Annotated in this window: 20 protein-coding genes; 13 read left to right on the top strand and 7 right to left on the bottom strand. The window is 70.3% G+C overall.

Annotation, left to right across the window (positions count from 1 at the left end; genetic code table 11):
* Positions 1 to 260: 260 nt before the first annotated feature.
* Both Sspor_RS00215 and Sspor_RS00210 read right to left on the bottom strand, forming a co-directional pair.
* Positions 261 to 830 carry a GNAT family N-acetyltransferase gene (locus Sspor_RS00215; protein WP_202197122.1) on the bottom strand — a complete coding sequence of 190 codons (570 nt, stop codon included), beginning with the start codon at positions 828 to 830 and terminating at the stop codon, positions 261 to 263.
* Positions 831 to 839: 9 nt separating this feature from the next.
* Entirely contained in the window at positions 840 to 2126 is a 1287-nt protein-coding gene (locus Sspor_RS00210) for an NsdA family TPR-like regulatory protein (protein WP_202197121.1), read from the bottom strand.
* A gap of 194 nt (positions 2127 to 2320) precedes the next feature.
* On the opposite strand from Sspor_RS00210, the gene Sspor_RS00205 reads away from it, so the two are divergent.
* The 8 genes from Sspor_RS00205 to Sspor_RS00170 all read left to right on the top strand — a co-directional run bounded on the left by Sspor_RS00205 (position 2321) and on the right by Sspor_RS00170 (position 9076).
* Positions 2321 to 2740 (top strand): hypothetical protein, encoded by a 420-nt coding sequence (locus Sspor_RS00205; protein ID WP_202197120.1) that lies wholly within the window; start codon positions 2321 to 2323, stop codon positions 2738 to 2740.
* Positions 2737 to 3195, top strand: coding sequence for a DUF6415 family natural product biosynthesis protein (locus Sspor_RS00200; RefSeq protein ID WP_202197119.1), 459 nt, complete (start codon positions 2737 to 2739; stop codon positions 3193 to 3195). The genes Sspor_RS00205 and Sspor_RS00200 overlap by 4 nt, the downstream gene beginning before the upstream one ends.
* Positions 3196 to 3675: 480 nt before the next feature.
* Complete coding sequence (locus Sspor_RS00195; protein WP_237403556.1) at positions 3676 to 4782, top strand: TfuA domain-containing protein; 1107 nt, start codon at positions 3676 to 3678, stop codon at positions 4780 to 4782.
* Positions 4769 to 5917 carry a YcaO-like family protein gene (locus tag Sspor_RS00190; protein ID WP_202197117.1) on the top strand — a complete coding sequence of 383 codons (1149 nt, stop codon included), beginning with the start codon at positions 4769 to 4771 and terminating at the stop codon, positions 5915 to 5917. Before Sspor_RS00195 ends, Sspor_RS00190 begins: the two co-directional genes overlap by 14 nt.
* Positions 5914 to 6801, top strand: coding sequence for a class I SAM-dependent methyltransferase (locus Sspor_RS00185; RefSeq protein WP_237403555.1), 888 nt, complete (start codon positions 5914 to 5916; stop codon positions 6799 to 6801). Before Sspor_RS00190 ends, Sspor_RS00185 begins: the two co-directional genes overlap by 4 nt.
* A complete protein-coding gene (locus tag Sspor_RS00180) occupies positions 6798 to 7808 on the top strand; it encodes an NAD(P)H-dependent glycerol-3-phosphate dehydrogenase (protein ID WP_202197116.1) in 1011 nt (336 codons plus the stop codon). The genes Sspor_RS00185 and Sspor_RS00180 overlap by 4 nt, the downstream gene beginning before the upstream one ends.
* 70 nt (positions 7809 to 7878) lie before the next feature.
* On the top strand, positions 7879 to 8235 hold the full coding sequence (locus Sspor_RS00175; protein WP_202197115.1) for a hypothetical protein: 357 nt from the start codon (positions 7879 to 7881) through the stop codon (positions 8233 to 8235).
* Positions 8222 to 9076 (top strand): hypothetical protein, encoded by an 855-nt coding sequence (locus tag Sspor_RS00170; RefSeq protein WP_202197114.1) that lies wholly within the window; start codon positions 8222 to 8224, stop codon positions 9074 to 9076. The genes Sspor_RS00175 and Sspor_RS00170 overlap by 14 nt, the downstream gene beginning before the upstream one ends.
* A 150-nt stretch (positions 9077 to 9226) precedes the next feature.
* Here Sspor_RS00170 and Sspor_RS00165 read toward each other — a convergent pair whose 3' ends face one another.
* Positions 9227 to 10009, bottom strand: a complete 783-nt coding sequence (locus tag Sspor_RS00165; RefSeq protein WP_237403554.1) for a phosphotransferase family protein — start codon at positions 10007 to 10009, stop codon at positions 9227 to 9229.
* A 350-nt stretch (positions 10010 to 10359) separates the two neighbouring features.
* The gene (locus tag Sspor_RS00160; RefSeq protein ID WP_202197113.1) at positions 10360 to 10596 is read right to left on the bottom strand and encodes a hypothetical protein; all 237 of its coding nucleotides are present in this window, start codon (positions 10594 to 10596) and stop codon (positions 10360 to 10362) included.
* A gap of 494 nt (positions 10597 to 11090) precedes the next feature.
* Here Sspor_RS00160 and Sspor_RS00155 point away from each other — a divergent pair, with 494 nt between their 5' ends.
* The 5 genes from Sspor_RS00155 to Sspor_RS00135 all read left to right on the top strand — a co-directional run bounded on the left by Sspor_RS00155 (position 11091) and on the right by Sspor_RS00135 (position 14098).
* Positions 11091 to 12023, top strand: coding sequence for a DUF6192 family protein (locus Sspor_RS00155; RefSeq protein ID WP_202197112.1), 933 nt, complete (start codon positions 11091 to 11093; stop codon positions 12021 to 12023).
* A gap of 2 nt (positions 12024 to 12025) precedes the next feature.
* Positions 12026 to 12526: a hypothetical protein gene (locus Sspor_RS00150; protein WP_202197111.1), complete on the top strand. Its 501-nt coding sequence runs from the start codon at positions 12026 to 12028 to the stop codon at positions 12524 to 12526.
* Positions 12527 to 12820: 294 nt separating this feature from the next.
* Positions 12821 to 12970, top strand: a complete 150-nt coding sequence (locus Sspor_RS00145) for a hypothetical protein (protein WP_202197110.1) — start codon at positions 12821 to 12823, stop codon at positions 12968 to 12970.
* A gap of 281 nt (positions 12971 to 13251) precedes the next feature.
* Positions 13252 to 13818 carry a helix-turn-helix domain-containing protein gene (locus Sspor_RS00140; RefSeq protein WP_202197109.1) on the top strand — a complete coding sequence of 189 codons (567 nt, stop codon included), beginning with the start codon at positions 13252 to 13254 and terminating at the stop codon, positions 13816 to 13818.
* A 142-nt stretch (positions 13819 to 13960) separates the two neighbouring features.
* The gene (locus tag Sspor_RS00135) at positions 13961 to 14098 is read left to right on the top strand and encodes a hypothetical protein (RefSeq protein ID WP_202197108.1); all 138 of its coding nucleotides are present in this window, start codon (positions 13961 to 13963) and stop codon (positions 14096 to 14098) included.
* 223 nt (positions 14099 to 14321) lie between these two features.
* Here the strand turns inward: Sspor_RS00135 and Sspor_RS00130 are convergent, their stop codons facing one another.
* The 3 genes from Sspor_RS00130 to Sspor_RS00120 all read right to left on the bottom strand — a co-directional run bounded on the left by Sspor_RS00130 (position 14322) and on the right by Sspor_RS00120 (position 16634).
* The gene (locus Sspor_RS00130) at positions 14322 to 14543 is read right to left on the bottom strand and encodes a hypothetical protein (protein ID WP_202197107.1); all 222 of its coding nucleotides are present in this window, start codon (positions 14541 to 14543) and stop codon (positions 14322 to 14324) included.
* A gap of 182 nt (positions 14544 to 14725) precedes the next feature.
* A complete protein-coding gene (ku, locus tag Sspor_RS00125; protein ID WP_272934802.1) occupies positions 14726 to 15724 on the bottom strand; it encodes a non-homologous end joining protein Ku in 999 nt (332 codons plus the stop codon).
* Between the two features lie 313 nt (positions 15725 to 16037).
* On the bottom strand, positions 16038 to 16634 hold the full coding sequence (locus tag Sspor_RS00120) for a hypothetical protein (RefSeq protein WP_237403552.1): 597 nt from the start codon (positions 16632 to 16634) through the stop codon (positions 16038 to 16040).
* Positions 16635 to 16637: the final 3 nt, after the last annotated feature.

Here is a 16637-nt window from a genome sequence, read left to right as displayed (position 1 = left end):
TGATCAGACCGTAGGGCCATGTGCGCTGGAGTGCGGCGAGGGCCTTGCCGTCAGGTGCTGGCGTTGCCGTGGTTGTCGATCACGGGAATGAGGACGCGGAGACGGCCCAGCTGTTGAGCACCCTGCTGCCGAAGCCCTCCTCCTGCGCTGACATCCGACATAGCTGTCGGCCAGCGCGGCCTCGGTTGCAGCTGTGCTTACACGGTGGCTGTCCAGAGGCCCTGCGATGTGAAGAGAGCCAGGCGCCGGAGGCTGTTGGCTCAGGCGGGCTCGACGTGGAGCAGCAGCAGGTCGAACTCGGGGCCGTCGGGTGTGTTGCGGTAGGGGCCGGCGTACTGGTAGCCGAGGCGGGTGTAGAGCTGGCGGCCTCGGTCGTTGGTGGGCAGGGCGAGCAGGGAGGACCAGTTCGGGGCGATGGCGGTGATGAGGGCTTGGTGCATGCGGGTTCCTATGCCCTGGGATTGCCAAGGCTGGCGGACGGCCAGCTCGCACAGTCCCATCAGCCGTTCGGTGCGTGCGGCTTCGGGGACGGTGGGGAGGAGGTCGGTGCCGAACCAGTAGGTGGCGGTGCAGGGGAAGGCGTAGCCCATGCCGGTGGGGGTGCCGCCGGAGTAGGCGATGACCAGGGTGATGCCTTCGTGGCGGAGGTGGCCGGTGATCTGGCGGCGGAGCGCGGGGACGGACAGCCCGGCGGTGGCAGCCTGGGGGTTGCTGACGAGTTCGGGGTGGGCGTCGGCCCAGATGTCGGCGGCGACGTCGAGCAGGGCGGGGACCTGGCCCGGGCCGTAGGTGCGGATCACCGTGTCCGTGCTGGTGCTGGGGGTGGTCACCTTGTCCTCCTAGCTGCTGGCCGTGGTGGTGCGGTAGGCGTCGAGCCAGTCGGCGACGGCTGGGACGGCGGTGTGCCGTTGCAAGGCGCCGGCGACGTTGTGGAGCTGGCGGAGCAGCCGGTCGGAGCGGACGTCGGGGAGGTAGCTCAGGACGCGGTGGGCTGCTTCGGCGGCGGCTTCGGGCTCGGGTCTGGACCTCACTGCATGCTGGATCGCGACGTCGCCCAGATACAGGGCGCGGTTGCGGGCGAACTGGTCGCCGTGCAGAAGTACGGCCTGCTCGGCGCCGGCGGCGGCTCGCTCGTGCTGGTCGAGGTCGGCACGGGCCAGGGCTTCGAGGCCAGCGAGCTCGGCGGGGGTGAAGAAGGTGAGCCAGTCGGGGTCGGCTTCTGCGGGGCCTTGGGCGTAGAGGTGGTGGGCGCGGACGATGGCCCGGTCGGTGGCGTCGGCATCGCCGAGGAGCGCCCAGCCTCCGGCTTCGCGCATGGCCATGAGGGCGAGCATGCGGGCGGATCCGTAGGTGCGTACCGCGCTCTGGGCGCCTTGGGCGGCGGCTACGGCCTCACGGGGGCGCCCGGATGCCTTGGCGACCAGGGACAGGCACCCGAACGCGTGGCCTTCAAGGGCGAGGTCGTCAGCGATACGGGCCGCGGCGAGGGCTTCGCCGTACAGGCTGCGCGCGTCAGCGGGGCGGCCGGAGTCGAAGGACAGCCATCCGGCCGCGACCGACAGATGGCCGGTGGCGATGCGCAGCTGGCGCCCAGTGCGTTCGGTGTAGCTGCCGTCTTGTAACCACTGGTAGGCAGTGTGCATCGCGGTGGACGCGGACCGGCGCAGCTGCGCCGATCCGTGCTCGGTGTCGTGGGCGTAGATGGCGGTGACGGTCCGCGAGACCGTGCGGACGTCGGCGGCCCCGATCCGGCCGGTCCGTTCCGCGGGCAGAGGAAGCAGCGCCAGGGCGGCACCGGCGCCGTCGAGCAGGAAATCGCGGCGGTCCACCGAGGCCTGCGACAGGTGGCTCGTCGTCGCGGTGGCGGGGGCCGGTGTGGCGGTGAAGCCCAGTTCCGACATCGCTCGGCCGCTGATCTGGGTGAGGATCCGCCGGTATACGGCTCGGGGCAAGGTCACGTCCCCGTCCTCCCAGGCGGCGACCAGCCGCGCGGTGCAGCCGACGTTCTCCCCCATGCTCGCTCCGGTGTCGACGACGAACTTGGCGAACTCGCTTCGGGACATCTGCAAGTCCAGCTCGCGTACGGAACGCAGCTGGGCGTTGGGGGGATGCCGTCTGCCGGCCATGCTCCATCTCCATATCCAGGCGGGTGGATGCCGAGACCGTACCGGTCCCGCCCAGGACATGCCCGCCAGTCGGGCCCATTTCACCCCGCCTGGGCGGCAATTACATCGCTCTTGCATCGCCGCGGCGTCGAACCCGCCGTACGGCGGCTGCTTGCGTGGACCTGGGACACGAACGCCAGCCTCGGGAGGCCCTCATGCCGGACACCTTTGCCGCTCTCAGCGCCCTCGTGCCGTCCGGGGTGGGGGCGGCACCGATAGGCGCCGTGGCGGTGTACGCCGTCGTCCCGTCCGAGGCCGACTCCCTACGGGTACTGGACGAACTGCGGTCCTACGCCGCCGGACAGGGTTGGCACGTTCCGGCCGGCTGCGCGGCGGTGGACGTCGGCCCGCTCGGCGCGGACCTGAACCGGTCGGGGTGGCTGCGGGTGCGGCGCACGGTTCAGGCCCAGGCGGTCACCGGGCTCGTCGTGCCGTGCTTCGCCCACATCGGCTACCGGTGGGCTGACTGGAACCGCGAGTGGACGTGGCTGCTGAGGCACGGCCTCTTCGTTGTGGCCACCGATCCCACCGAACTGTCCGTCGGAGTCTCTCCAAAGGAAGTGACACACCCATGAGCGGCTTCCACAGCGTCGTACACGATCCCGACGGGCGACTCGGGCACGAGCTGCCGCTCGACCGCGAACCGCACTTCCGGCTGGCCGCGTCCGTCCTGGCCTGGACGCCGGAAACGGTGCCGCCGGTGGCGGATACCGCGCTCGCCGTGCTGGAGCTGACCGGGCACGCGCGGCTGCTGCGTGACGAACTCGCGGACCGGATCGGGCGGCTGCCGGACGACTGCGAACTTCGCCAGCTCCTCACCTACTCCTTGGGCGAGGCGAACCGTCGCCTGTCGCCGGCGGCGGCATCCCCGTGCGGTGACCTCGCCCACGCGCAAAACCGCGCCCGCCTCCTCCAGGCCCTGTACGGCGCACTGGATCGGCTGGAGGCAGAGCACCCCGTAAGCGGCCTGTCCCCACGGTCACGGTCCGGAGCACAAGCACACGAGGTTCGCCCCCTCACCGGCGGCTGAACTCCACAGCTCCCGCCCCGGCCAGGGGCGGGCAAGCGGGCCGCCGGGGGAGAACCCGTGCGGTCCGCGGCACCACACGGTTCGGGCAGTGGGCCCGTGCCGGAATCGGCAAGGAAGGAAGAGCCCAATGGAGAAGTCCAAGTCCGGTATCGCCGCAGCCAGCATCCCGGCGCCCGCGCAGCACATCGAGGAGATCACCGGCCCCGTGGTGATTGCCGTCGACGTCGAGGACGAGGAGTAGGTCTCCTCTCCCGCGTCCTGACCTGGCGCCCCTCCCCTCGGCCCCGTTGGGGCCCGGGGAGGGGCGCCCCTCGCTCTTTGACCCGTCTGGAGGTTGCAGTGATTCACGTGTTCGTCGGGCCGACCCTGCCACGGTCCGAGCTTGCCCTACCCGGCGTACGGCCGTGGCCGCCTGTCCGGCACGGCGACCTGTTCGACAGCGCGATTCGCGCAGGCGACACGGCGCTGATCATCGACGGGGTGTATCACCAGGCGCCGGCGCTGCGGCACAAGGAGATCCTCGAGGCGATGGGCCGGGGAGTCCGGGTGATCGGTGCCGCGAGCATCGGTGCGCTGCGGGCGGCCGAGCTCGCGCCGTACGGGATGCTCGGCGTCGGCAGTGTCTACGCCGCCTACGTCCGCGGGGACATCGACGGCGATGACGAGGTGGCGGTCGGGCAGGCCCCGGACGGGACGTCGACGGCGCTGACGTGGCCGCTGGTCAACGTGCGGCACGTCCTGGCGCTCGCCAAATCCGCCGGGGTCATCGATGCCGAGCGGGCTACCACGCTCCTCGCGGCGCTGCGCGCGATCTACTACCCCCAGCGCACGTGGGCCGCCGTACGGGCGGTGTGCCAGCGCGAGGGCGAGAGCGCGTTGGTCGACTGGCTGGCCAGGCAGCGGGAGCAGGACCGGTACTTCGGTGACCTCAAGCGTGTTGACGCGCTCGCCGCCGTACGGACCGCGCTCGGCTCCGGCCCGACGACCGGTTCGGGCTCCGGCCCCGCGCCGGTGTGGGAGACGGCCTACTTCCGGCGCTGGTCCAACGCCTTCGCCCGCGAACGCCTGGACGGGACCGCGCTGTCCACCGAGGACCGCCTGGTCTACCAGCAGGTCTTCGACCCCACGTTCCGCGAGAAGTGGACGGCCTACCTCGAACACCTCTCACAGCATCCCGCCGACGGCGGGCCGGGGCTAACTCTGCCCGAACGGCTTGCCCGGGTCTCGGACGGGGATCTCCCGGCCGACCGCGTCTTCCATCCGCAAGTCGACCTGCGCAACGAACGGACCACGGCGGTGCTCCTGGCCGGCGAGACCGTACACGACCGCCAGGCCGTCGCCTGCTATGCCGATGCCCTCGCCCGGTATCGGCGCGAGCGCCCGGGGTTCTCGGCAGCAGCGGTGCGCGAGGAAGCCGCACGCGCCCTGTTGCTGCGGGTGTGGCGCTGCCTGGAGCGCGAGTTCGACGTGGAGGCGTCCGCGCGGGGGCTGGTGTGCGGGGCGCGTGCCGTGGAGGCAGCCAAACGGCTGGTGCCCGGATTCCTGGAGGAGACCACGAGAAGGGAGGCGGCCGGTGTCGTACGTTGAGGAAACGCTGGCGCTGCCCGGCACGGTGCGGGCCCGGATGCCCGAGAAGACCTGGGCCGCTGTGGCCGGGCACCTGCCCGAGTTCGGCATTACCCGGGTCGCGGACCTGACCGGCCTGGACTGCATCGGCCTTCCGGTCTTCACCACGATCCGCCCGGCATCGCGGACCTTGACCACCGCGCAGGGCAAGGGCGCCACGCCTCTGCTGGCGAAGCTGTCGGCCGTCATGGAAGCGATCGAGCTGTGGCACGTCGAGCAGCCGCTGCCAGTCATCGCCTACGGCCCGGCCGCCGAAGTCGCCCCCGGCTGCCCGCTGGCCGCGCTCCCCCAGACTGCCCCGTACCCCGAACGTGCCCTGACCCGGATGCGATGGGATTGGGCAGCCGGCACCGCTGTGGTGAGCGGGACGACGGTTCTGCTGCCGGTCGACCTGGTCCGTCGCCGGGCGCAGCGGCCCGCGTGGACCCCGGATGTGTGGCGCGCCACCAGCACCGGACTCGCGTGCGGCAATACCCGGGACGAGGCACTGCTGCACGCCTTGTTCGAGGTGGTGGAGCGCGACGTGCTGTACCGGGACGGGCAGGTGGGCGGGCGCCAGCGCACCCTGATCGCGCCCGGGACGGTTGAGGACCCGCACGGCCGGGAGGTGATCGGGCGGCTGGCGGCTGCGGGCATGTCGTTGGAGATCTCGCTGGTGGACGGTCCGTACGGGTTGCCGGTGTGTCTGGCGTACCTGTGGTCGGAGGACTACCCGGTCGTCTTCGCCGGCGGTGGCTGCCACGGCAGCCCGGCGATCGCGTTCACGCGGGCGGTGACTGAGGCGGCGCAGTCGCGCCTCGCCGCGATCGCGGGGACCCGGGACGACCTCCCCTCCGACCCGGGCAGCTTCGACGCCATCGCCTTCCGCCCGGCACCAAGCGCAGGGCTTGCGCCGTGGCCGCAGGCGGCGGCCCGATTCGCCCCAGTCGGCGGCACTTTCACCGAGCAGGCCAGAGCCGTGGCCCGCCGGATAGCTCACGTCACCGGGCACGAACCGGTGGTCCTCGACCTGTCGGCCACCGGCGGTCTCGTTCACGCCGTGCAGGTGATCTGCCCAGGCACCCGCTCACGGATCGGAAGGTTGATGCCCCGGTGAACACCGAACACGCCACGGCTGTGGCGCCGCTCGCGCCCGGTACGACGCGCTCGTCGCAGTACGACGCCTTCCATGCTGCTCGGGCCCGCACCGATCTCGTTGCCCGCCTGTACGCCGAGGCGATGGGCGAGGACTACCCGGCCGAGGTTGCGGCCTCCAGCTCCTGCGACTGGCCCCTGCTGGGGCTGATGGCCGCCCGCCTGCGCATGAGCCCCGGCCAGCTCCTCGTGGACGCCGGATGCGGCACCGGCGGTATCGGTCTGTGGCTGGCACGTGCTCTCGCCGTCCGCCTGGACGGCTTCGACCTCTCACCCGTCGCCGTCGCCCAAGCCGCCGCCCGTCGCTCCCACTTCCTCGCCGCCAGGGCCGATCGCGCGGTCTTCCGCGTCGCCGAGCTGGAGAACACCGGCCTGCCCACCGCTCACGCCCACGGCATCGTGTGCGTGGACGCCCTCGGCCGCGCGGCCGACCGAGGGGCGGCGCTACGCGAACTCGGCCGCGCCCTGACCCCCGGCGGCCGCCTGCTCGTCACCCGGGCGCTGCGGCGCGGTGCGGAACCGGCATGGCACCAGCAGGTGGCAGCCGCCGGGCTGGCCCAGGAGCACCTGGATGAGAGGCCCCAGGAACCCGCGGTGTGGGAGCGGCTCTACCGGCTGTGGATCGCCCACGGCGACGATCTGCGGCGCGAGCTGGGCCAGGCGGCCGCCGAGGCGATGCTCCACGAGGCGCACCAGGTGCTTCCCACCCTGCCCAGACGGCGGGCGGTCCTACTGACCCTGCGGCGCCTTCCTCGCACCCCGGACAGCCCGGAAACGGCCGCTAGGATGGCCGAGCTCAGCCACCCGCCCGGCAGGCCCGCGTCCATCGAGAGGACCCCGCAGTGACCCAGAACCGCGTCCGTGCGGCGGTGTTCTCGGCCGGATCCTGGGGCACCGCGGTGGGCAAGATCATGGCGGACGCCGGCACGAGCGTGGTCATGCACGCGCGGCGCAGCGAGATCGCCGACGCGATCACCACGACCCGCCGCAACCCCGGCTACTTCCCGGACATCGAGCTGCCGCACAACCTGACGGCCACCACCGACCCGGCCGCAGCCCTTGACGGTGCCGACTTCCTCGTGCTGTCCATCCCCGCGCAGTCCCTGCGGGCGAGCCTGGCGGCCTGGGCCCCACACATCGGTACAGACACCGTGATCGTGTCGCTGATGAAGGGCATCGAGGTCGGCAGCGGGCTGCGGGCCAGCCAGGTCATCACCGAAGTGACCGGCATCGGCGCCGAGCGGGTCGCGGTGCTGTCCGGCCCGAACCTGGCCCGCGAGATCATGAACGGCCAACCCGCAGCCGCGACCATCGCCTGCCCCGACCAGGACGCCACCCACCGCGTCCAACAGGCCTGCCACACCTCGTACTTCCGGCCCTACACCAGCACCGACGTGACCGGCTGCGAGCTCGGCGGCGCCGTGAAGAACGTGATCGCCCTCGCGGTCGGCATCGCCTCCGGCATGGGAATGGGCCACAACGCGCAAGCCATGCTCATCACCCGCGGCCTGGCGGAGACCACCCGGCTGGCCGTGGCCATGGGAGCCCACCCGGCGACCCTGGCCGGCCTTGCCGGTCTGGGGGACCTCGTGGCGACCTGCTCCTCCCCACTCTCCCGCAACCGCACCTTCGGCACCCACCTCGGCCAGGGCCTGAGCATCGAGCAGGCCACCACCGCGACGAAGCAGACCACCGAGGGCGTCAAGAGCGCCGAGGCGATCCTCGCCCTCGCACACGCCCACCGGGTCGAGATGCCGATCACGGAAGTGATCTCCGACCTGCTGCACGAGAAGGTCACCCTCGACCAGGCCGCGGCCGCGCTGATGCAGCGGCCCCCCAAGCCCGAGCGCTGACCCCCGCGGACGCCCCGTTCACGGGGCCGACCGCCGCCACTTTCACCCTCCCGACACGGAGGCTCTCACCATGCACCCATCGGCGCTGTCCGCTGTCCAGACCACGCTCGCCCTCGCCCTCGTGGCGTGGATGATCACCGGCTTCACCCCGGCGCGCGGCCGCTGGTTTCGCTGGAAGATGTTCTGCCGGGCCACCTTTACGATCATCTCGCTCACCGGCACCACGAGCGACGGCCGCACCGAGCCGGTGAACGTCTACGACTACCTCTCACCCGGCAGCTTCATCCTCGGCCCGCCCCAGCTCCAGGCGATCCTGGACCACCTCACCCGCAGCGGCCGGTACGAACGGATTGACGGCGCCGGCCGCGTCCTGTCCGCCCGCGGGGAGCAGCACGTGGAAGTGAGGGACGGCCATGTGGTTCTTTGACGCCGTCACCTCCGGCTTCCAGCACCCCACCGACCCCGGCCGCCTCCAGCTGTTCCGGATCGTCTTCGCGTCTGTGGTCGCCGTACGCTTCGTGCTCTCCTTCGGGCAGGGCGGCTGGGACCGCCTCGCCCCCGGATCGCTCAGCGCCCACCTCGCCGAGCAGCGGTTCGGCCCCGCCCGCTCCCGCCTCCTGATCACCCTCTACCGGCCCGCGCTGATCGTTCGCACGGCCGCTGCCCTCAGCCTGGGCGCCGGACTCGTGCCCCGGCTTGCGCTGCTGCTGGTCCTGGCCGGCGCCGCGATGGAACTGGCCTACCTCAAGAGCCCCAACGCGGTCCGCTACACCCTGCTGACAGGCACCTGCCTCCTACTTGCCAACGATCTCGGCCACAGCCTGCACATCGAGCACGGCGCCAGCACGGCGAACACGTGGGCGCAGTGCCTCCTCGTACTGATCACGACCGACATCTACTGGAACTCCGCCTGGCAGAAAATCCGCAGCAACCAGTTCCGCAGCGGGCTCTACCTCGCCCAGTGGATTCACACCTACGCCCAGGTCAGGGACCGGCTGCCCTACCGGCGCCAGTACGCCGTCCCCGCCATCGTTCGACGCCACGCGGGCAATCTCACCGACCGTGACATCCGCCTGTGGCGCACGCTCGCGGCCACCGTCATCGCGGCAGAGCTCGCACTGCCCCCCGCGCTGCTCATCGAGCAGACCATGCCGTACGCCGTCGCCGCCGGTATCGCGATGCACGCCGCGTTCACCTGCCTCAAGCCCCGCCAGCTCATCACCTTCTCCGGCCTCACCCTCGGCACGTACATCGCCTTCGCCGCTTGATCGCCCAACACCCGGAGCCAAGCCGCCTCGACGACAAGTAGGAGGGGCGCCACAGCGTTGGTGACACCCTCCTCGTGATCGCAGATCAGATCAGTGGGGTCAGTTCCTCGGCCACTGCCCGGTAGGAGTCCTTGACGCCGGCCTCGTTGCCTAGCCGGTGCCGCTCCAGGCGCAGTGCGCCGAGGTGCCGCACCTCGTACACACGCCGCCGCCAACGTCCGGACTCAGTGTCGGCCCGCGCAGGGTAGCCGTCGAAGAAGGACAGCCGCTCGTCCTGCTTGGCCCGGGCCATCCGCATCGTCCAGTCCGCTTCCGGGTCACCCCACCAGGTTCGGTCATGTCCAGGACACCGCAGATCGCTGGGACCGGCGCTGGCGCGAGCAGGGTGTTCACCGTCCACAGGTCCCCGGTCAGCAGCCGGGGCTCGCCAACCTCGTCGAGCAGGTGGGCGCCGTCCTGCGCGACGTCGGCGGCCTGGCGCAGGTCGACCGCGTCCAGGCCGCAGCCCTCCATATCGTTGGCGATCTGCCGCAGCGACGCGACGACGGCCTGACTCCAGCATCCGTGGCCGGGCCCGACGACGGGCCCGAAGTACGGGCCCACCACGGCGTGCACGGCGGCCGTGATCTCGCCCAGCTGCCGGAAGAACAGCCCGTGCGTGTCCTTCGGGAACGAGCCCAGCCTCTGCGGCGCGGGGGAGCCGGGCAGGAAGGACTGGATCATCCAGTCCCTGTCGAGGACCGTGCCGGTGAAGTCCGAGGCCAGCACCTTCGGCATCAGAGCAGCGATCGGCGCCAGCCACGGCACGGAGGCGTACTCGTTGCGCATCAGGTGCGCCTCGGAGCCAAAGTGCCGCTCGGCGGGCGGCGCCACCCTCAGCACGAGGGGCTCGGCCGCGTCGCCCAGCTGGAGCCGGTAGACGCTCCCCGCCACCGGGGTGACGACCCCCGAGTACCTGGGCGGACATCGTCGAGGCGATGCGAGCCGGTGCCTCTCAGAGTGGATTCCCTGTCTGGTCCAGAAGCCTGGACCTGCCTGGGTACGGAGCGAGGATCTCGTGGACCGTCCATGAGACCTCGGGGTGACGCTTCTCCGGCGGCCAGGCGGCTGCGACTCTGCGGTACCGCTCCAGTCGTTGGACCGGAAGCCCGATCTCTTCAGCGAAGCGGATCATCACGGCGCGGCGCTGACCGCGGGTACAGGCACCGTGCTCGGTCAGAGAGAGGATGATGTCGCCGAGTCCGAACTTCTGCTCACCGCTGAGAGGGATCTTGCTCCGGTCTCTACTGAGGCCATTCGTCGGACTCGGGGTCAGATTCGAGTTTGCGGTAGAAGGCATCGCATATTCCCTCGTACCAGGTGCGCACGGAGCCGGCAGCGATGACGTCTTCCAACGGAGCGAGCCCGTAGCCGCACACGGTGCAGACGATCAGGCTGCCGTCCGGGCCGATGTCGATCCGCCGACGGTGGTAGCAGTACTTGCAGTACCAGACCTCTGGGATCAGCTTGCGGCGGGTCATGGCTCAACGGTCACCTCCTCGGTTCTCAGGTGACGGGCGCCGTCCGGGCGGCACTGAGGGGGCTGGAGGCGGGACGGCGGCGCGATCCTCGGTGGTAGGGCTTATGCCTATCTGGCGTGCAAGGCTCCGAAGCGCCTCGTCGTCCCTGGCTCGCGGCCCCAGAGCACTGAGCGCGAGATCACCAAGGCTGACTTGCAGCCGGCGCTTCTCGCTCACCAGCCGCCGACCGCGTCGGGTGTGCTCCTCCCATTGGGCAGGGTCACGCTGGGGGTCCTTGTGCTGCTCGCGCATGAGGACACCTCATCGAATGTCGTAGGGGCGCGCCTCTACTTCCAGCATCGCTCCTGTGGCCTTCCTGGAGGGGGTGGAAGCATGCCGCTCCTGGCCCTCCGCAGGGCGGTGGCCTCCGGGAGTAGATTGGTTCGTAGGCGGTGCTCAGAGCCACTGCGGGCTGCGTGGAACACGCGCCCGGCACACGAGTGAGGAGGCTCCTCGTGGCAACCCTGACTCTTCCTCCTGGTTACACGAAGGCCGAATGGGAGGCGATCGTCCGCAAGGGTCGGAAGCTGATCAAGCAGAACTCCAGCATCCAGTTCGCGCTGGGCGATCTCGTGATCGATGCCCTGGCCGGTCATCCACGTGGACACGGCGAGGTGGCGCAGGTCATCGAACTCCTCGCCCACCAGATCGGCATCAACGCGGGCACTCTCCGAACCCACTACGAGATTGCATCGCAGTGGCCCGAAGAGAAGCGCCGCGAGGACGTCTGTTATTCCGTCCACAGGGAGCTTGCCTATGTTCGAAGCCGCTTCATCCTCATCAGGAAGGATCCGTTCGACCCCATCTCGAAGGAGAACCGCTGGACCGTGAACGAGGCGCAGAAGGTCGCAAACCGCGCCTTTGACACGCCCAGCAACAAGGACGAACGGCTGGCCCGGACCCGACGGCTCCTGCACAGCGATGAGGACGCAGCCGAGGTCGTCAAGGAGATGATCACACGGCCGGAGGTTCGAAGCCGGGTGGTCGCCGATCGGCGCTCGCGAAATCTGTTGCGTGAGGCCCAGTACGAACACTGGCAGCAGGTCGATCACGAGATTGAGGCCGAGGCTGAGCTCGCCCCCACGGAGGATGCTGAAGAGGTCGAGGAGGTTGCCGAGGAAACAGCAGCCCCGGCGGTCGACTACAAGGAGGCGCCCCTGGAGATTCTTCGGCTGATCGGGAGCTTCGCATCGTTCTTCGTCTCCATGCAGCGGATCATCCCCGAGGTCCACGCCCAGGACTACAACGAGGAGACGAAGGCAGCAGTACTCGACAACGTCCACAAGGCGCGCATGCTCCTCGACTGGTGCGAGAGCGCCATCAAGACAGGCCGGACCGACATGGACAAGGCGCTGGCGAGCCTGCTGGAGGACGAAGAAGGAGAGTAACGATGGCCACACAGCGCCGCCAAGCGGCGCACGACAGTGGAGAGGACATCTGGAACCGGGTGGTCGACGCCGGTGAGGACGGCCTTGAGCGGAAGGACGCGATCGGCCGCAACACGTCCTCCCAGTTCGAGCGCGGCAAGTCGTGGATCCGCGACCACCAATGCGGGAACAAGAAGACCAACTTCACCCTGGTTCACGGCCGCTATGCGGCCACGAACGATGTTGACAAGGCCAAGCTGTACGCGGCTTCGAGGCTGGAGTCACTGCACAAGGCGGCCGTGCGCGTCTATAAGTGTTCCCTGGCGAACCTTCCGCCGGAGGCACAGAGCGACCTGTCGATCATGCTGCTCACCAAGACCTGCAAGGACATCTTCGCCGCGATGCAGTTCTTGGAGGAGGCAGGATTCTCATCACAGGCCGCAGCGGATATCGCGAAGGCCAAATCCAAGGCGTCTACGGCATCGGCAAGGGGCCGGAAGGCGTCGGGAGCCGGGCGGCACTGACCGGAAGGGACACGGGTCGGGCCCACAGCAAGGGTGGGCCCGACCCGCGCACGTCGAGCGTCGCTGGCCCGGCGCCGCTCTGCAACTCGACCCTGCAGGCCGGCCGAGGGCGTAGGGGGTGCCGGGGCGGGCGGCGAGGTCCTGGACGACGGTCCAGTTCTCGGCCATGAGATGGAGAGCTTGCCCGAACCGCTGGATTATCCCGTCGGTGGACGGTGATCTCCTCGGCGCGCTGGTGCGCGGCCTCCCGAAGCAGGGGAGGAAGCGGCATGGGAGCGGAGGTGGAACTGGGCCATGAGCCGGGCGAAACGGCGGATCGCCGACCTCGAAGCCGTCATCGCCAGCCAGCAGACCGGGCAGGACATGCCCACGCCCTCGACCGAGTGGCACCTCGCCCGCCAGGACCCGCTAGGTACTCGTACGACGGGAGATCCTCGCCTTTGACACCGTCACCGGCGAGATGGCCCTGCCCTACCCGCTCCAGGAATTGCTCGCCCTCCGCCTGATCTCAGCTCTCAGAGCCGGTGACCTTGCGGATGAGGAATCGAAGGAGGAGGCGGCGGATGCCCGTCACTGGCTGACCCACACGCTGAGGGGGGTGAACGAACCCCGAGCCTCTCCGGAGGGTCACGGTTCGTTCACCCTGAACAAGCCTTCACAGCCGCGACCCCACGAAGGTCCGTTCACCCCGAACAAACCACCCGCCTGGTGGGTAGGAGCAGGGCGTGAGCGAGACCCCGTACGGCTTCGACGCGGCGAAGCTCCGCGTAGCACGGACCGCCGCCGGAACCTCTGTTGCCCGGATCGCCAGGGCAACCGGGGTGAGCGAACGCGCCGTGAGCCTCTACCTGGCTGGCACCCGCACCCCGCGCCCAGAAATTCTGATGCAGCTCGCGAAGGCCGTTGGCACTGACCCAGCCGCGCTGTGCACCGTCGAGCACGAGACGCTCGCGCACCTGCGAATCTTCACCGGCCGCAGTCGGTCCGCCATGGCCCGACAGCTCGGTATGGCCGAGGAGACCTACCGCCAGATGGAGACCACCGGCCAACGCGGCCGACTCGCCCGCAGCCGCTACGACGACCACGAAGACCGCTGGATCGCCTGGCAGGAGTGGGCATCGCCGTTGTTCGGCGTCACCGCCGAACGCCTCGACGCTGCCGAACAGCACACCCGCGAGCAACACCTCGCCGAACGCGAACGCCGGTGGCAGCGTCTACGCCTAGCCGCCCCCGACCGCGCCGTCCGGATCGAGGACCTAGGTCGGGCGGGACGACGCCTCCGGCGGCGGTGATCGGTTGGGAACCTGGCGTTCTTCAAGATCCCCGAGAGCGTCAGCCACTGAGAGCGGCGAAGGGGTGAGCCGAGCCATCGGGATTTTGACCTCGGAAGGGCGCAGGTCATGAAGAAGATCACCCGCTGGTACACCCCCCGGCATGCACGGATACACGAAGCCGTTCCGCAGTTCCGAGCCGCCGGGCTCCGTGGTCGCCGTGCCGCTACTGACGGAAACCCTCCTGCCCGGCGCCCCGCACTCGGGCACCTACGCCGCGGAGTCGGCCGACTACTTGTAGGCCGTCCGAGGGAGGGGCGGGGGTTGTTGCGGTTGCCCCCGCTCCCGTGCGTCCGGGGCCGGTCCGCCTCCCCCCGCAGGGGTGAGGAAGCCGCCGACCCGGAGGCGGTCCGCGCCGTGCTGCGGGGCCCGGTGGGGGCGGGGTGGGCGGCGGACCGGTTGACGGAGGCGCTCGGCACCCCGTTGCCGCAGTGCCGGCCGGGGGTGACGGTGGCGGCGGTCGGTCACCTGGTCCGTGCCGGGCTCCTCGTCACCTTGGTGGCGAAGTCGAGCTCCCCGACGTCCACCCGGACCAGGTCGATACGCTCGCGCGCCGCCGGGACCGGCCCTCCCTGCTCGACCGGCACGTTCCTCTCGGCCCGGACCAGGCTGCCCGCCGGCTCGGTGTCCGCAGGGTCGATTTCGACGCCGCGGTTGCGGCTCGGTTTCGTCTCCCCGGTCGGCACGGTGGAGATCGACTACAAGTCCCACGGCGGCGTCACGGTCGTCCCGCTGTTCTCGGCGGTCGACATGGCGCTGCTGCCAGTCGCCCGGCCGCTGGTGCACTGGCGGGCGAGCCGTACGTCCTGCGCGTCACGGTGGCCTGAACCACGACCGCACCCCGTAGGACGGCCCGCCCCGGGGCGGGTCAGGCCTTGCGGCGGCGTCCGGTGTGGGAGAGGGCGTCGGCGAGCTGGTCGTGGTTCATGGACGAGCGACCCGGGATGCCGGCCGCGGCCGCCTTCTCGTACAGCTCGGCCTTGGTCAGCGACATCAGCTCCCGTCCCTTGTGCGCCGGCCCGGAGCGCGCCCGCTTCTTCGCGGCCGGCGCCTTCTTTCCGCCGGCCGCCCGGGTGCCGGGGGAGGCGGCCTTGTCGCCGGTGTCCTTGGGACTCCTGGCCCGCTCGACGCTGGCGCGCAGGGCCTCCATGAGGTCGACGGCGCCGGTCGGCTGCGCCGCCGGTTCGGCCTTCTCCACCGTCTCCCCGGCCGCCTTCGCCTTCACCAGGGCCTCGACCTTCTCGCGGAAGGAGTCGTGGAACGACTCCGGCTCCCACTCCATGGCCAAGGCATCGATCAGCTGCATGGCCATCTTCACCTCAGCCGCCGTCGCCTCGACCTTCCCCGGCAGGTCGGGCACCTCGGCGTGCGGATCGCGCAGCTCGTCGGCCCAGTGAAGGGTGTGGATCGTGAGCAGGCCCTCCGCCTCCTCAGCTTTCAGCGCGACCAGGTACTCCCGCCCGCGCATCACGAACGTGGCGATGCCCGCCTTGTTCGACTCGGCCAGGGCGCGCTCCAGCAGGGCATAGACCTTCCCGTACTGGGCTCCCCGAGGCCCCAGGAAGTACGTCTTGTCGAAGAAGACCGGGTCGATCGTGTCCAGGTCGACGAACCCGGCGACGTCGATCGACCGGGACCGGCCGGGAGCGATCTCGTCGAGCTCCTTCGCCTCGACGATCACGTACTCGCCACCGGTGTCGTAGCCCTTAACGATGTCCGCGAGGCCCACTTCGTCGCCTGTGCGCTCGTTCACGCGCCGGTTCCGGATCCGGTCCGCTGTCCCGCGCTGGAGCTGGTGGAAGTGGATCGTGTGGCTGTCCGTCGCCGTATACAGGCCCACGGGAAGGGTGGTGTTGACTGAACCAATTGACGAATAACCGCAGGTCAGACGGCATTTCTGCTAGCTTCCGCTCATGCTTGAGACGGGTGATCCCTCTCGGGATCTGATCAACTTCGTGCTGCCACAGACCGGTGCCCTGGTCGAGGTGGCCGACCCAGCCCAGCCGTACGTCCTGCTGGACGCCGCCGGGGACAGGGTGGAGCCGGTCTCGGCGTTCTTCGCGCGCGTCGTAATCGGCCCGGACCTGGAACTGGGGTGCCATACCCCGACCCTGCCACCCGCCGCCCCGCCCCCGCGAACGGGTTTCCCGCCCGGCGGGGCCGGGGCGGGGGCGGGCGCGCTACGAGGTCGCCTCCTCCGGCGTCGCCTGCTGGGGAACCCGTACGGTGATCAGGTCGCCGACGCCGGCCACCTCGTTGAGCGCCTGTGCGAGCGACAGCAGCACCTGCCGCACCGACTCGATCTCCGCCCGCAGTTCCGCCGCCCGGTCCCACTGCCGTTCGTGTGCGACGGGGTCGACCTGCTCCCCGCGCTTCGCCTCGTACGCGGTCAGCAGCGGATGCCAGCGGCTGAGCAGCGGGCGGATGGAGAGGTTCAGGACGTTGACCGCCAGCGCCCCGAAGGTGACCTTCCCCGGTGCGACGCGCGGCGCGACCGCGGGCCCGTACCGCCGCAGGATCTCCCGCGTGGTCGCGAACACCGTGTAGAGCGAGGACAGCGCCTCCCGGAGCAGCCCCTCGTCCTCGCCGAGCTCGACGACCGAGATGCGGGTGGCGAGTTCGACGTACAGCTCCCAGGCGGCCTGCCGCTCGGCGTCGGAGGGCTCCCACGTGCCGCTGATCTCCCCGACGAAGGGGATCCCGAGCTTGACGTTGATCTCCTGCGCCTTGAACCGGCCGCCGCCGCGCCTTCGTCCTAACCTCTGCCGCAAGCCCATCCC

The sequence above is a fragment of the Streptomyces spororaveus genome (genome assembly GCF_016755875.1).
Classification (GTDB): Bacteria; Actinomycetota; Actinomycetes; order Streptomycetales; family Streptomycetaceae; genus Streptomyces; species Streptomyces spororaveus.
This window is presented reverse-complemented; position numbering and strand designations above follow the sequence as displayed.